At 42.0% G+C, this 14,237-nt stretch carries 11 protein-coding genes and 1 rRNA gene; 6 read left to right on the forward strand and 6 right to left on the reverse strand.

What is annotated here, in order from left to right; genetic code table 11:
- The 3 genes from rrf to FPZ43_RS18940 form a co-directional block, all read left to right on the forward strand.
- Positions 1-85: ribosomal RNA gene (gene rrf / locus FPZ43_RS18930) — 5S ribosomal RNA — on the forward strand; the annotation flags it as partial.
- Between the two features lie 209 nt (positions 86-294).
- On the forward strand, positions 295-1,482 hold the full coding sequence (locus tag FPZ43_RS18935) for a Gfo/Idh/MocA family protein (RefSeq protein WP_146383504.1): 1,188 nt from the start codon (positions 295-297) through the stop codon (positions 1,480-1,482).
- Between the two features lie 12 nt (positions 1,483-1,494).
- Positions 1,495-2,358 carry a sugar phosphate isomerase/epimerase family protein gene (locus FPZ43_RS18940; protein WP_146383505.1) on the forward strand — a complete coding sequence of 288 codons (864 nt, stop codon included), beginning with the start codon at positions 1,495-1,497 and terminating at the stop codon, positions 2,356-2,358.
- 20 nt (positions 2,359-2,378) lie between these two features.
- Here the strand turns inward: FPZ43_RS18940 and FPZ43_RS18945 are convergent, their stop codons facing one another.
- The 5 genes from FPZ43_RS18945 to FPZ43_RS18965 all read right to left on the reverse strand — a co-directional run bounded on the left by FPZ43_RS18945 (position 2,379) and on the right by FPZ43_RS18965 (position 9,035).
- Positions 2,379-3,158 carry a GLPGLI family protein gene (locus FPZ43_RS18945; RefSeq protein WP_146383506.1) on the reverse strand — a complete coding sequence of 260 codons (780 nt, stop codon included), beginning with the start codon at positions 3,156-3,158 and terminating at the stop codon, positions 2,379-2,381.
- A 24-nt stretch (positions 3,159-3,182) separates the two neighbouring features.
- Complete coding sequence (locus tag FPZ43_RS18950) at positions 3,183-5,993, reverse strand: outer membrane beta-barrel protein (protein ID WP_146383507.1); 2,811 nt, start codon at positions 5,991-5,993, stop codon at positions 3,183-3,185.
- 224 nt (positions 5,994-6,217) lie between these two features.
- Positions 6,218-6,772: a dTDP-4-dehydrorhamnose 3,5-epimerase gene (gene rfbC / locus FPZ43_RS18955; protein WP_146383508.1), complete on the reverse strand. Its 555-nt coding sequence runs from the start codon at positions 6,770-6,772 to the stop codon at positions 6,218-6,220.
- 2 nt (positions 6,773-6,774) lie between these two features.
- Positions 6,775-7,074 (reverse strand): DUF4286 family protein, encoded by a 300-nt coding sequence (locus FPZ43_RS18960; RefSeq protein WP_146383509.1) that lies wholly within the window; start codon positions 7,072-7,074, stop codon positions 6,775-6,777.
- A 158-nt stretch (positions 7,075-7,232) separates the two neighbouring features.
- Positions 7,233-9,035, reverse strand: coding sequence for a tetratricopeptide repeat protein (locus tag FPZ43_RS18965; protein WP_146383510.1), 1,803 nt, complete (start codon positions 9,033-9,035; stop codon positions 7,233-7,235).
- A gap of 134 nt (positions 9,036-9,169) precedes the next feature.
- Between FPZ43_RS18965 and FPZ43_RS18970 the strand changes: the two genes are divergently transcribed.
- Genes FPZ43_RS18970 through FPZ43_RS18980 form a run of 3 tightly spaced genes read left to right on the forward strand, consistent with a single transcriptional unit; the run spans position 9,170 to position 13,442 of the window.
- Positions 9,170-11,059: a S9 family peptidase gene (locus FPZ43_RS18970; RefSeq protein WP_186461904.1), complete on the forward strand. Its 1,890-nt coding sequence runs from the start codon at positions 9,170-9,172 to the stop codon at positions 11,057-11,059.
- A gap of 6 nt (positions 11,060-11,065) precedes the next feature.
- Entirely contained in the window at positions 11,066-12,700 is a 1,635-nt protein-coding gene (locus tag FPZ43_RS18975; RefSeq protein WP_146383512.1) for a sensor histidine kinase, read from the forward strand.
- A 55-nt stretch (positions 12,701-12,755) separates the two neighbouring features.
- Positions 12,756-13,442, forward strand: a complete 687-nt coding sequence (locus tag FPZ43_RS18980; RefSeq protein WP_146383513.1) for a response regulator transcription factor — start codon at positions 12,756-12,758, stop codon at positions 13,440-13,442.
- A gap of 169 nt (positions 13,443-13,611) precedes the next feature.
- Here FPZ43_RS18980 and FPZ43_RS18985 read toward each other — a convergent pair whose 3' ends face one another.
- On the reverse strand, positions 13,612-14,235 hold the full coding sequence (locus tag FPZ43_RS18985) for a class I SAM-dependent methyltransferase (RefSeq protein WP_146383514.1): 624 nt from the start codon (positions 14,233-14,235) through the stop codon (positions 13,612-13,614).
- Between the last annotated feature and the right edge of the window lie 2 nt (positions 14,236-14,237).

A 14,237-nucleotide genomic window follows, 5' to 3' on the forward strand; every position in this document is an offset into this window, starting at 1 on the left:
CTCTTCCCATTCCGAACAGAGAAGTTAAGCCCGCCAGAGCCGATGGTACTGCAGTAAAATGTGGGAGAGTAGGTCGGTGCCATCCTTTACTAATCAAAACCCCTTCAATCAAAAGTTGAAGGGGTTTTTGCGTTTATATGGGTTTGAAAGTCTTTGCTGCCCGTTCGGCTTGTTTCGTCATTATCCACTTCGTCGCGCCTCCTACCCACACTTCCCAACTGCCCTTATCTTCTCATTTGCATATCTGCACATCTACCTTTATCTTAAGGGCTCAAAACCTATAAATACATCATTATGAAAATTGCTATGCTTGGCTCGGGCTTTATTGCCCGCTTCTATGCCGACTCTTTAATTGGCCAGCGCCGGATTGACACCTTACACGCCGTTTATTCGCGCAATGTAGAAAAAGCAAAGCAGTTTGCATCCGACTATAAGCTTCCGCTTTACAGCGACAATATGGATGAGGTTGTTAATCATCCTGAAATAGACCTAGTAGTTATATCGCTTCCAAATGATTTACACCTTGCTGCTGTTGAAGCGTGTGCAAAGGCCGGCAAGCATGTGTTATGCACCAAACCTTTAGGACGCACCGCAGCAGAAGCTAAGCAAATGCTCGATATGGTTGAACAAACTGGTGTAATGGGCGGTTATCTTGAAGACCTGTGCTACACGCCAAAGTTCAGCAAATCACTTGCAAGTGTTAAAGGCGGTAGCCTTGGCCGTATACTTTGGGCGAAGAGTCGTGAGGCACATCCCGGCCCGCACAGCAACTGGTTTTGGAACAAGGAGCAAAGCGGCGGTGGTGCCATTGTTGATTTAGGCTGTCATTGTATCGAAATAACCCGTAACTATATTGGTAAAGATATCAGGCCGGTTTCGGTAATGTGTTGGGCGGCTACGCAGGTTCACCCTATTGATGCCGAAGATAATGCGATAGGTATGATCAAGTACGCTAATGGTGCTATGGCCCAATTTGAAGTTAGCTGGTGCTTTAGAGGCGGTATGGACCTCCGTGATGAAGTGATGGGCACTGAAGGGACTATATGGATAAATAATTTTCTTCGCACCGGTTTTGACATGTTCACCACAGGACAAGGAGACGGTTATGTTGCAGAAAAGGCTGAAAGCAAAACCGGTTGGCTATTCCCCGTTGGAGACGAGGTAAATGAGTTGGGCTACAATCATATGTTTACTGATATGTTCGAAGCTATTGAGCAGCAACGCTCACCGTTCGAAACCTTTTATGACGGATACATCGTTAACGCTATAATCGATGCGGCATATGCTTCGGCCAAAAGCGGGCAATGGGAAGACGTGCAGATAGAGGATTGGCGCGGTGCAACTGGAGACGATAACGCAGAGCGTTTCAGAAGTTTTGATGAAGAATATTACCTGATTAAAGAGGAGATATTGCCTCACGGCGATCGTAAACTGATATTGAAAAACAAAAACACTGGCGAAGTTATCGTTAAAGATCTTTAATAACTCATTCCAATGAACAGAAGGAACTTTTTGTATAACGCCGGTTTGTTCACATTGGCTTCGGCTGCCAATGCACGCACTATAAATAAATCACGGATTATTACGCCCGGCATACAGCTATATATGGTTAGTGATGATATGATGCGCGATGCCAATGGTACACTAAAGCAGCTGGCCGCTATGGGTTACCAAGAACTTGAGAGTTACGGTAGTGACAAAGGTATTTATTGGGGCAAAAGCAATAAAGATTTTCAAAAGCTGGTTACAGATATGGGGATGCGTTTGGTAAGTACACACTACAACCCTTGTACGGATGCCGAGTTTGAGAAGCTTGCTGCTGGTGCTGCAGAAATCGGCATGAAGCTAATAATTTGCCCATGGCTTGGCCCGCAAAAAAATATAGACGCATTTAAAAGATTTGCTGATGGATTTAATCAGCGCGGTGCCATTTGCAAAAAACACGGGTTGCAATACGGTTACCATCCTCACGATTATCCTTACAAAAAATTGGACGGGCAATTACCCATTGATGTATTACTTTCCAACACCGACAAAGATTTGGTGCACTTTCAGTTAGATGTTTATTACGCAGTAACGGAGGGTGCAGACCCTTACGCATATATGAAGAAATATAAGGGCAGGTTTACCAGCATGCACATGCGCGATGTGCTTAAAAAGCGCCTGCCTGCGGGTAGTAAAGAAGAATCGGCTTGCGATTTGGGCGAAGGTGTTGTTAACTATTCTAAATTATTAGCCGAAGCAAAAGCTACGGGTATGAAGCACTTTTTTGTTGAACAAAGCAGATACTATCACGAGACGCCCCTACAAAGTGCTAAAAAAAATGCCGCATACTTAAAAAGCATGCGGCTAACCTAACTAACTACTATTAACAAAAGCTATAATAAATACATTCTAAAAAACTTTTTACCGTATTCGCCCCAATTTTTCATAACGCTTTTAAGAGTTGTGGTTAAGCTTGCGGTGTTTACCGCTTTGCCTTTTGCAGGCGTTTTTAAAGTAGTTTCTGCTATTGGGGTATCAGTAACTTTTGTGGCAAACCAGGTTATGTTTTCATGCGGAATAGCAACGCCCAATATCATACCCGGTAGTCCGGTAAAAAATTCAGGTCCGCCGGATACGGCAATCTCATCAGTGTAAAAAGCTACAACGTATATCGAATCCATCACCAAAGCGTTTGCCCGGCGGCAAGTGTAGCCTGCTATCTCACGCGTTTCGTCGGTTATCTTCCAGTTTATTTTTCGAGTAGTATCTTTAACTAAAAACTGCTCATCAAATACTTTTTTATTGGCTGTGTATGCACTTGTATTTAAATCGGTATAAACGGTATTTATTTGCTGGGCCTGCGGCATATCACTAAACCAGCCATTACTTGGTGCAGCTTCTGCAACTACAGGAGTATAATACGTTTTGTTGTTTGTGAAAGTCAATGTGCTCTTAAGCGACTTAAACTGCGGATTGTTTTTTTTGTAAGCTTCAAAGGCAGGTCCGTACCAGCTTTCGTTGTCTTTTTCCTCATCAATCATTTTTTTGATGATAGCGTACATGTTAACCCGCTTTTCAAACTCGATAGTGCCCGATGTAGTAAAGTGTTTGTTTTGGGCAAACAGGCTATTAGTTATTGCACAAACTAACAGCAGCAGTATATATTTTTTCATTGTGTTGATTGCTGTGATTATTGATTATTGTTTAGGTGCGCCGCCGCCCATTTTGTTGAAGTCCCAGATCACCGAGAACATGAAGTAGCGGCGTATTGTGGTAACATTGGTTTGCGTAATGTAGTTACTTGATGCGCTACGTGTAAAGCCCGAATTTTGGTTAAGTAAGTCGTTCCCGCTTATTTGCAGTTTCAGCGTTTCGTCCTTCAGGAAGGTTTTGGCTATGTTAGCATTTATGATAGTCTGCGTAAAGCTGGTATTGAAAGATTGTGTAGGGGCGCGATACAAGTACTCGCCATCGCTACCAACCTGTATTTTGCCGGGCAGGTAAATGGTGAATCCGTAACCACCGTTCCAACCGCGGCCATTGTTGTTACGATCTGGCTGTAGTGACGATTGGCCGACTGTATAGTTAGGGCCGAAATTTAAGTTTACATCATATTTTTTTTGCTTCCCTTTATAAGCCGATAACCTGGTTGTGTATGAGCTGGAGTTGGTTCGGTTCATCTGGCTGTTGATCATGCTGTAAAAAATACTTCCGTTTAAGTTTGCATTTAAACCTACGTTCATGTCCCAGGCAGATATTTTTTTGTTAAAACTTCCTCCACCGTAAAAGTTTGATTGCCTTTTATCACTCAGGTTGATGTATTGCGTAGTGCTTTTGCCAAGAGATAGGTCGGTCACGGTATTTGATACAATTGGATTTTCTGTAAAGTTGTATTGACCATAAAACCAGATCGACTGACCGCTGATAACTTTATACGAGTTAAAGTTGCCATAAAACGAGTGGCTGAAGGATGGCTTCAGGTTTGGATTACCGATCAGCAAATTCAATGGATCGGTATTTACACGGATAGGCTGTAATTGATCAATTGTTGGTTGCGTTTGGCTACCATTATAATTAAAGGATACCGAACCATAATTAGAATAACGGTATTGGTAACTTGCTTGCGGGTTCCAGTTGGTGAAGCTGCGCCTCGCCATGTTACCTGTTATTTCGTCAACTTGTTTAAAGTCTACAGCTGCAACATAGGTGCCAAAGCGAACAGTGCTTTTTCCTTTTTTGAAGTTGAAATTTGCGCCGCCACGGTTTGATGTTTGATTGAATACGTAATGGTTACTCAACGAGTCATTTAATACATTATAAACACCCGGTGCAGATTGATCAAATGATTTACGATTGGCATCGCTGTTATTTAAATTAATTCCATAGCTTAAAATCACCGAGAAATCTTTTGCCAGAGGTTCAGTATAAGTAACATTGGAATTAAATCTGCTCGTACGAGTATCGGATGTTTTTAGTTGATCTATAATTTGTGGTTGTTTAGTAGTATCAGGTAAACTTGACGTATTGAAAAAGTTTAAAGATGAGTTCAGGAAACCATCTGCCTGACTCTCGGTAACACCTGCCGAAACATTTACAGACAGCGTGCGTCCTTTCTTCTTAAGTTTTTTAGTATAAAATGCAGACGCATTAAATACTTGCTGATCAACATCGTTAGTTAACCGGCGTTTGTTGATGTTTAGTAAACTCCCGTCGGCACGGCGGCTCTCGGTGAGGTTGTCTGTAAGCGATTTGGTGTTTTTCAACATTCCGTCAACGCTAACTTTTAGGCTCGATGTAGTGTCAAGTTTAATCGTATATGTTGCATCAAGTTTCTGTCTGAATATATAGTTATCAAAAAGCTGGTTACTTGTGCTGTTAATCACCTGGGTAGTATCGCCGGGTAAGCTTTGTTGCGATAAGGTATTCCTGTTACCTATTACGGATAGTGACCCTATTTTATAATTGGTATTTAAGGTGTACTTATCGTTTTTCCATTTATCATCATAGTGTACACCACCAGTACGGGCTACCGGTATACCTTCGTTATTGTAAGTACCGCCCCAGCCTTCAAGCTCGTCTCCACCGCTTGAAAAATACATGCCCCCATCATCTGTCATTTGCATGTTGCTTGTGCCGTACTTATTGGCATCTTCCCAGCTAAGGCCTGTTTTGCCTGTATTAGCAAGCGTTCCGTAAAGTGAAAACTTCTTTTTGCCTTTGAAACGGTTGTACAAAACCTGCGTTTGATAGAAGTCCCGGTTACCAATTCCGGCGTCTATTTTACCAAAATAGCCGTTCTTTTTATCTTCTTTTAGTTTGATGTTGATGGTTTTAGTTTTTTCGCCATCATCTATTCCTGTGAAAGTAGCCTGGTCACTCTTTTTATCATACAACTGCACCTTATCAACCATATCAGCCCGGAGGTTCTTAGTAACCAGGGTAGGGTCGTCGCCAAAAAACTCTTCGCCGTCTACCAATACCTTGGGTACAGTTTGGCCTTGTGCGGTAATCTTACCGTCTTTATCTACCTGGATACCCGGTAGCTGTTTTAACAGATCTTCCACCTTTGAATTAGGCTGGATTTTAAATGCCTTTGCATTATACTCGGTAGTATCGCCTTTTATCTTAATAGCCGCTACTTCACCTTTAATTATTACTTCTTTTAACAATCTTGATTTTAGCAGTAGGTTGACGCCACCGAAATCTTTTACACGCTTCACCGAATCGAGCGTGAAATGCTCAACGTAATCGGCATAGCCGGGGTAAGTAATCAACGCAATAAATTTACCTTTAGTTAAGCCATTGATAGCGAAACTACCATCGCTGCCTGCACGGGTAAACTTGCGTAAAACGGAGTCTTTAGAGTTCAAAATGCTGACGGTGGCGTTGGGTAGCTTAACCAATACTGCACTATCAATAGCGGTTCCTTTTACGCCATAGGTTGATTGCGCAAAGGTGGATAGGGTGCACAAGCAAAAAAAAGCCAGTGCTGCAATTGTGAGTTTCATTGTTAGGGTTTATATGCCTCTAATATATAACTAAAAAATTAGTAGTTGTAGTAGACATAGTGTTAAAATGTGTTAAATATTAGGCATGAGTGTTAAAAGGGCATATTCGTTACAAAATCGTTACAATAATTATTCTTACGGGCGAGGACTTGGGGCAAATCCCCCCAACAAAAAAAAAGCGCATTGCTGTATGCAATGCGCTTTCAAAATATTGTAATATTTGCTTAGTACTTGAATGGGCTATTGAAATCGTTCCAGGCCGGTAGTTCCTGATCTTTGGCAGAAAGTACAGCATCAGCCTCATTAATTCCCCAACCAATTGATAGGGCAGGGTCGTTCCATATTGCACCAACTTCTGATGCTTTATCGTAATAATTAGTTACTTTATATGTAAAAATGGTATCATCTTCAAGGGTTACAAAACCGTGCAGACAGCCCGCCGGTACCCACAGTTGCAAATGGTTTTTTCCGGTCAACTCTACAGAAACGTGGCGGCCATAAGTAGGCGACCCAACGCGTGCATCAACAGCAACATCAATAACTGCACCCTGTAAAACGCGTACCAGTTTGCCCTGCGCAAAAGGCGCAGCCTGGGCGTGTAATCCCCTTACGGTATTTTTTTGTGAGAAGGATTGATTGTCTTGCACAAAATCTACATCAATGCCGGCTTCTTTAAGCTTTGCCTTGTTATAGCTCTCATAAAAGTAGCCACGGTCGTCATTAAATACACGAGGCTCAAGTATCAGTACACCCGGTATAAGGGTTTCGGTTATTTTCATATTTAGACGGTTTTCATTAAGGTGTTGAACATCACAAAACGCTCAGCAAAACGTTCCTGATGCATTTCCTGGAAGTTATACAAATGATCGTTATAAAAGTTGTTGAACTGCTCCAGGCTGTCGGCATTGTATTGTACGCAATACGTTACCCCTTCATTTGGCGAATCTATGACAGTTAAGATTTGGAACGAACTGAAGCACCCCGTTTCCATAACAGCAGGTATATGGGTTTCTTTCATGTACTTGAGCCATGCAGGAGCTGTGCTATCTTCAATTATATAGGTGTCGTTATAAACAATCATGGAGCAAAAGTACAATTATTGGTGTGGATTGCACAGATTTATATATGATTATACCGCTTGAGCTACATGACTATACTGATGTATATTTGTTTAGATTGAACACCTTATCACTTAACTAAACAGCTAATTAGGAGCTTTACTCACCCATAATTCCTAAGCTAAACCTCCGTTTTATCGCCTCTCAAAAGCCTGAAGTGCTTGCGGGCATCGTTAAGCCAAAGGCTGCCGGGATAATTGGTAATGATTTTTTGATAGTAAGTTTTTGCAAGGGCTGTGTTGTTAAGCTGGTTTTCATAAATATCACCAAGCATGTAAACGGCGTCATCTGCCCAAAGGTCATCGGGGTGGTTATCTGCTATTTGTTTAAGTTGTATTACCGCTGCCTCGAATTCTTTTTGCTGTAACAATATTTTGGCTTTGGCCATCAAAATATCTGCTGCAAGTGAACCTGGATATTTTATGCCGATGCTATCCAGCGTTTTCATGGCGCGTTGCGGCTGTTCGGCAAATATGAGCAGATCGGCTCGGGCATACATTTTAAGTGCGGCAGCTGTACTATCAATTGCAAGGTTGTCTGATATCAGTAACGACAAGTTCAGCGCATCGTTGGCAATAAGCTGCGACGTTGCTGCCTTTAAAACATCCAGTTGGCGCCGGCTCCAGTTGAAATCGCCGGTATAATAAGCCAGTTTCGCATTACGCAACATGGCATCCTGCCCAATAGGGCTGGCAGCGTTGTCTTTTTCAACTTGGCTATAAAGTAGCGTGGCATCCCACGGTTGGTTATTTAATAGCAGTATATCCCCAAGGTCAAGTTTGCAGGCAGCCATAAGGTTTGGCCTTACGTCGGGAATAGCGACGGCATTTTCCAATAAAGCCTGCGCTTCTTTTAGCTTACCCAATTTAAATGCCTGCAGATTAGCCAGCTTTTGCATAGCGAAAACGGTACCGCGGTTGCGGCCAAACTCGGTCAGCAAATTATTATAGTCACTTTCAAGGCTCAGTAAATCGGCTTGTGTGTACTTGCCCGATGTTACTTTTAAATTTCGGGTATTGATCAAATCTATTTTGGCCGATACATAGTTTGCATTTTCTTTTCCGAGCGTAACTATGTATTCATAACCGCGAATGGCAGCATCGTATGCCTCATTATTAACAAGGGCACGGCAAAGCTCGTATACATTATTGCCATCGTTACTGGTGCGGCGGCTTAGGGCCAATGCCTGGTTAAGTGCTTGCTCAAACTCTTTTTGCTGCATAAATTGCCAAATCAGCAAATCGATGTAAACGGTTTGCTGCGGATCTTTTTGTATGCGTTTTAGCAGGGCCGCCTTAAGCATATCGTAATCAGGTGCGCCTTCAAATAGTGCCGACATCATGTTTTCGGCCTGGCCAACAAATACCGGGTTCGATGGTAAAAAGTTTAGGTACTCGTTTGTAAGGGCAGCCTTATCTCGCTTAAAGCGGTAGAGGTTTATCAGTTCAAAAGCAAATACGGCATCATTGTTAAGCAGCTTTCGGCCCTGTAAAAAAATCTTGATAGCATAGTCGGCGTTGGCATTTTGATAAAACTGGGAAGCAATCATCGAGATCCTGTTCTGATCGGCAGGGAGGGTCTTTATGAGGTCGTTATAAATACCATCAGCTTTGGCGGTGTTGCCCTGTAGCGTGTATACCGAGCCCAGGGCTATAAGATATTCGCTCGTGTTTGGGCTTTTGCGCAACATTTTTTTAGCAATAGCTTCGGCCTCGTCATATTGTTTAAAGTTAACGAGCGCGTTAAAATACGGCTGATAATAGGTTTCGTTATCCTGCTTGTAAAGCTTTTGGTAAATGTCTAAAGCCTTTTGCTGCTCGCCATTAGCTGCATATTGTCGGGCCAGTTGCAAATCATTGTTTTGAGCTACAGCAATGGTGTAAAAAAGGCTGCATATTAATATTAACCAGTGTGATCGCTTCATAGATTTTTATATATTAGGCCGCCCCATTAACAGTATTTATAACGCCTAATACGGGTAAAATTGTAGTGACACTTACGCCCGAAAGAAATAAAATTAAGTAATTTGACCCTGATTGTAAAACTAAGTTAATGTACATGCCTGGTCGTTTAAGATCATTTCTAATTATTTGTGTTATAGGGCTGTTATTTGCATGCAAACAAAAGCATGTAAGGCAAATCCCTGTAAGCGATTTCTTTAAAACGCCCGAAAAGAGTTTTTTCAAACTATCGCCAGATGGTAAGTACGTATCGTACCTTAAGCCTTTTAAAGATAAGCAAAACATATATATCAAGGACCTTGCTACAGGTGCCGAGCGTATGGCCACCAGTTTCACCGATTACTCGGTAAGAGACTATTCATGGACCTATAATAATCAAATTGTTTTTAGCCAGGATATAATCGCCGTTGACGAGTTTAAAATGTACACGCTTGACGTGGCTACATTAAAGCTTAAAAATTTGCTCAACCTGGCTAAGGTGCGTATGCGCGTACTTAACCGTAACCGCATGAATCCCGATGTGATTACGATAGCCATGAACAAGCGCGACCCGGCAAATTTTGATGTTTACCGGCTTAATTTGAAAACCGGGGAGCTTAAGGAATACATTTTAAACCCAGGCAACGTTACAAAGTGGTATCCTGATGCCGATGGTAATATAAGGTTGGCAAAAGCATCAGATGGGGTTAATGAGAGTATCCTGTACCGGGCAAATAATAAAGCGCCGTTCAAGGCAATTATCAGCAATAACTTTAAAAACAGGGTAGATCCTATTGCTTTTACAGGTAGCGGTAATAATTTTTACGCCCTATCAAACGTAAACCGTGATAAAACTGCTTTGGTTGAAATTAAAGCCGGAACCGGCGCCGAAGAAAAGGAAGTTTATGCCAGCGATAAAGCCGATATATTAGATGTAAGCTATTCAAAAGCCAAACGCCGTGTGGAGCTGGTGTCATGGGCGGAAGCCAAGCCAAAAAAGCATTTTTTAAATAGCGAGGTTGAGGCAATTTATAAGAAGGTGTCTTCCAAATTGCCGGGAAACGAATTGGACATTGTAGACCGGGACAGCCTTGAGCAGAAGTTGATATTTTTTACTTATACAGATCGTAATCCTGGTTCATACTACTTGTATGAGACTAACAGCGATAAGCTAACCAAATTGGCTGATATGAACCCTGGTATAAACCCTGGCGAACTCAGCGCGATGGAGCCTATTTCGTTTAAGGCGCGTGATGGTTTGCTTATAAACGGCTATTTGACCATCCCTAATGGCGAGGATCGTAAAAATATGCGCGTGGTGGTTATGCCTCATGATGGCCCCTGGAGCCGTAACTCATGGGACTACGATGCTGAGGTACAATTTTTAGCCAACCGTGGTTATGCAGTATTCCAGGTAAACTACCGTGGTTCTACCGGCTATGGCAAAGCATTTAGAAATGCAGGCTTTAAACAGGTTGGCGGTAAGATACAGGATGATATTACGGATGGCGTTAACTGGCTGATTGAGCAAGGGATAGCCAACCCAAAAAGGATAGCCATTTTTGGCGGTGGTTTTGGAGGTTTCTCTGCACTTAATGGGGTGTCGTTCCACCCGCAGATGTATAATTGTGCAGTTGTTAAGTACGGCTTAATAAATTTCTTTACTTACCTCAAAGATGTGCCGCCATTTGCCAAGCCATATGTGCAAATGACCTACCAGATGATAGGTAATCCCGAAACCGATGCCAACCAGTTAAGAGCGATCTCGCCGGTTTTTCATACCGATAAAATTAAGTGCCCGCTGTTAATATTCCAGGGTGCTAAAGATCCGCGTGCTAACATAAGCGAACTTAACCAGTTTGTACGTGAACTTAAAAAGCGCGATGTACCGGTAACCTACCATTTGAAGGACAATGAGCGTGCTTACTTTAAAAGCGAACATAACCGTTTGGAAATGTACGCGGAGATTGAAAAGTTTTTAGATACCAATATGCAGGTTAAACGTTAACCCGTTATGGCCGGGCAAAAAAATATTTATCGCCGTAGCTTTACGCTCATTACTATCTTTTTGATATTAATTACCGTAACGCTCATCATCGCTGTATTTATTGCCTACAAGCTTACCACCAAGTATGTAGAAAATGAGTTTACCTCCAAGAAAATTGAAGTACAGGAGCAAACTATAAAGCCATACACCGAGTTTTTCCAGACAAAAATTCCCGAGATAACGTCTTACCAGGGTTTTCTTGATTCGGCTTCTGCAGCCAACTACTCGTCAACCGTTTTTAAGGCTTACCCTTTTGTAACGCGTGTTTTGTTTTATGATATACAAATTGGTAACCCAACTTTACGGCCTTATAATGCGGGTATATCTGTTAAAGCGACATACAGGTTTAAACCGAAGCCCGGCCGAATTTCTGCATTGAAAGACATGGCCGCGGCGAATGAAGAAGACTTCAGGCTGATGGCACTTAAGCTTAGCAGATTTATCAGCGTTGCAGATACCACCCGCCTGCCCACGCAGGATGAGATTTTTGAAACGTTTTATGATGTAAAGCCTGATAAGATCAGTTACTTGAATATACCTCGCCGGGAGGATATCAAGATCTACCAGTCGTTATTAAAAAACAAGCGGTCTACAGCTTTTTACAAGCAAAATATGCTTACGTTTTTTTTAGACCCTTACAGGCTTGCTATTAAAAATACGCACAAAGAGCTTTACCAGCGCGTTACCATACAGCCCGTAGTTTATGACCCGCTTGATGTGGAGCATGGCCATATTGTAACGGAAGTTACGTTGCCGGGTGCATTTTCAAATTTCAAACTCTATTTTAGTTCCAGTCGTAAGCATTTATCGAAGGAAATAGACCGGCGCTTCCTGCCCATAGGTGGCGTTGTATTACTTACGTATTGTTTCCTGGTGCTTATTTGCTGGTTGATATATCGCAACCTGAATGTTAACCTAAAGGTGTTTAAGCTGCAATATGATTTCATTAACAACTTTACACATGAGTTTAAAACGCCTGTAAGCGTAATAAAAATTGCAGGCTCAAATTTGCGTGGCGATGCCGAACTGAGCGAGCGGCAGCGCAAACATTACGGCAAAATACTCGACGAAGAAGCTGATAAATTAAATGAGCTGATGAATAAATTGCTCTCATTTACCCAGCTCGAAAATCGGTCGATAAACATTCATAAGCAGGAGATCAATTTAAACGATTTTGTTAAAAGCTATATAAATACGTTCCGCATCAAGTATCCTGATTTTAAACTTGCATACAACATTGATGACGTTACCGATTTTTATAGCGACCCTGTATTATTAGGCAGCATTTTCCAAAACCTGATGGAGAATGCTTACAAGTACTCGCACCCTGGGAAAAAAGAGCTGTTTATAGATATAAAGCAGGACAGGCAAGACGTAGTTTTCTCTTTTGCAGATAAAGGAATTGGCGTAGCTAAAACGGAGCAGGCCGACGTGTTTAAAAAGTTTTATCGGATAGAAAATCAGTATAATCAAAATGGCAGTGTTGGCCTTGGGCTGGCATTTTGTAAGGAACTGGTTAATTTTATGAACGGCAAGATAATATTACATAGTAAGGTAAACGAAGGGTCGACATTTGTGGTTATATTACCATTACAAAATTGAAATATTAATATATTAGCATCTGTACACTTAGCGGTTGATCAGACAAAGCATTACAATGAACAAAGAAATTAAGATAGCACTGGTTGAGGATGACGAAAACTTACGTTTTTTGGTTGCCGAGCGGCTGCAAAGCGAAGGTTACAAAGTTTTGGAGAGCGGCAACGGAACCGAGGCCGAAGCCATGATAATTGAAGAACAACCGGACATAGTATTACTTGATTGGATGTTGCCGGGTAAGCAGGGCTCTGAAGTTTGTGCCGGTTTGCGCGAGCAGGGCTTTGACAAACTGGTTATTATGATGACTGCCAAGGCACAGGATATAGATAAAATTGGTGCCTATAATTTTGGCGTATCCGACTATATTACCAAACCCTTTAACATGGATGTTTTGGTAGCCATGATAGATAGTAAGATAAAACTGTTCCTGAATAGCGAAAAAACGGAGTCGCACAAGTTTGGGAATATGGAGCATTTGCCCAATACACACTTACTCATCCGTGATGGCCGCAAAACCGAGTTAACCATTTTGGAAAACCGCATTTTGCTGTATTTCCTAAAAAATAAAAACAAGGTTATTAACCGCGAAGAACTGATGATGGAAGTTTGGGGTTACAACGCCGACGTTAACACCCGTACCCTGGATATGCACATTGTTCGTCTTCGTAAAAAAATCGAAAACAATCCCGATTCACCTACTTACCTGCAAACCGTTAGAGGGATAGGGTATAAGTTTGTGTATTAATTTTTAGTGAGTGGGGAGTGGTTGGATTGAGTGAGTGGTTGAAAAAGCTGTACTAACCCGCGTCATTGCGAGGTGCGAAGCAATCTTAAAGCGTGTAGATATAAAGGTAAAGTGATTGCCACGACATCGCTCGCAATAATAGTTGGTCGTTGATGGAACCCTATGACAATTACTTGGGCTTTTTATACAATCTGGTCATCACAAAATCTCCGTAAAAGCTTTTTTGATCTTTACGCGCATAACCCAAAAGGCTAAATTGCTTATCAACATTTGGTAGCCGCCAGTTTTGTACGCCGCAAAGAATCTTGAAAAAAATCAGCATACTTTTTAATAGTAGAAACTGCCACCATTTTCCGGTCAGCCTGAAATCGGTATTGAGCCAAATGCCGTTTGGTTTTAACAGCTTGTCTATGTGCTTAAAGGTAGCAGGCAGCGCATCGTCCTTGTAGTTATCCATCAGGAAAGGCGTAATAATCACATCAACCGGCTGCTCAAGATATACATCTTCAATAGCCCTGTTAATAAACTTAACCGCGTTGTTACCCACCGATCGCTTGCGCGACAGCGCCGTCATTTTAGCGGATAGCTCAACGTAAATAATATGCAAACCTGATGAGTGTACCTTTGTTACCTCTTCCAAAATCCATCCTGTACCACCGCCTATTATTAACACCCTGCTGTTTGCAGGTATTTGCGGCAAAAAATATTTTTGAGCATTGATGAGTGCGTTGCCAAAAACCAGCTTTGACAGGCGGTCATAAAAGGCGGCCGAATTATCATAGTTGGCACTCATGT

The organism is Mucilaginibacter pallidiroseus (genome assembly GCF_007846085.1).
GTDB classification, from domain to species: domain Bacteria; phylum Bacteroidota; class Bacteroidia; order Sphingobacteriales; family Sphingobacteriaceae; genus Mucilaginibacter; species Mucilaginibacter pallidiroseus.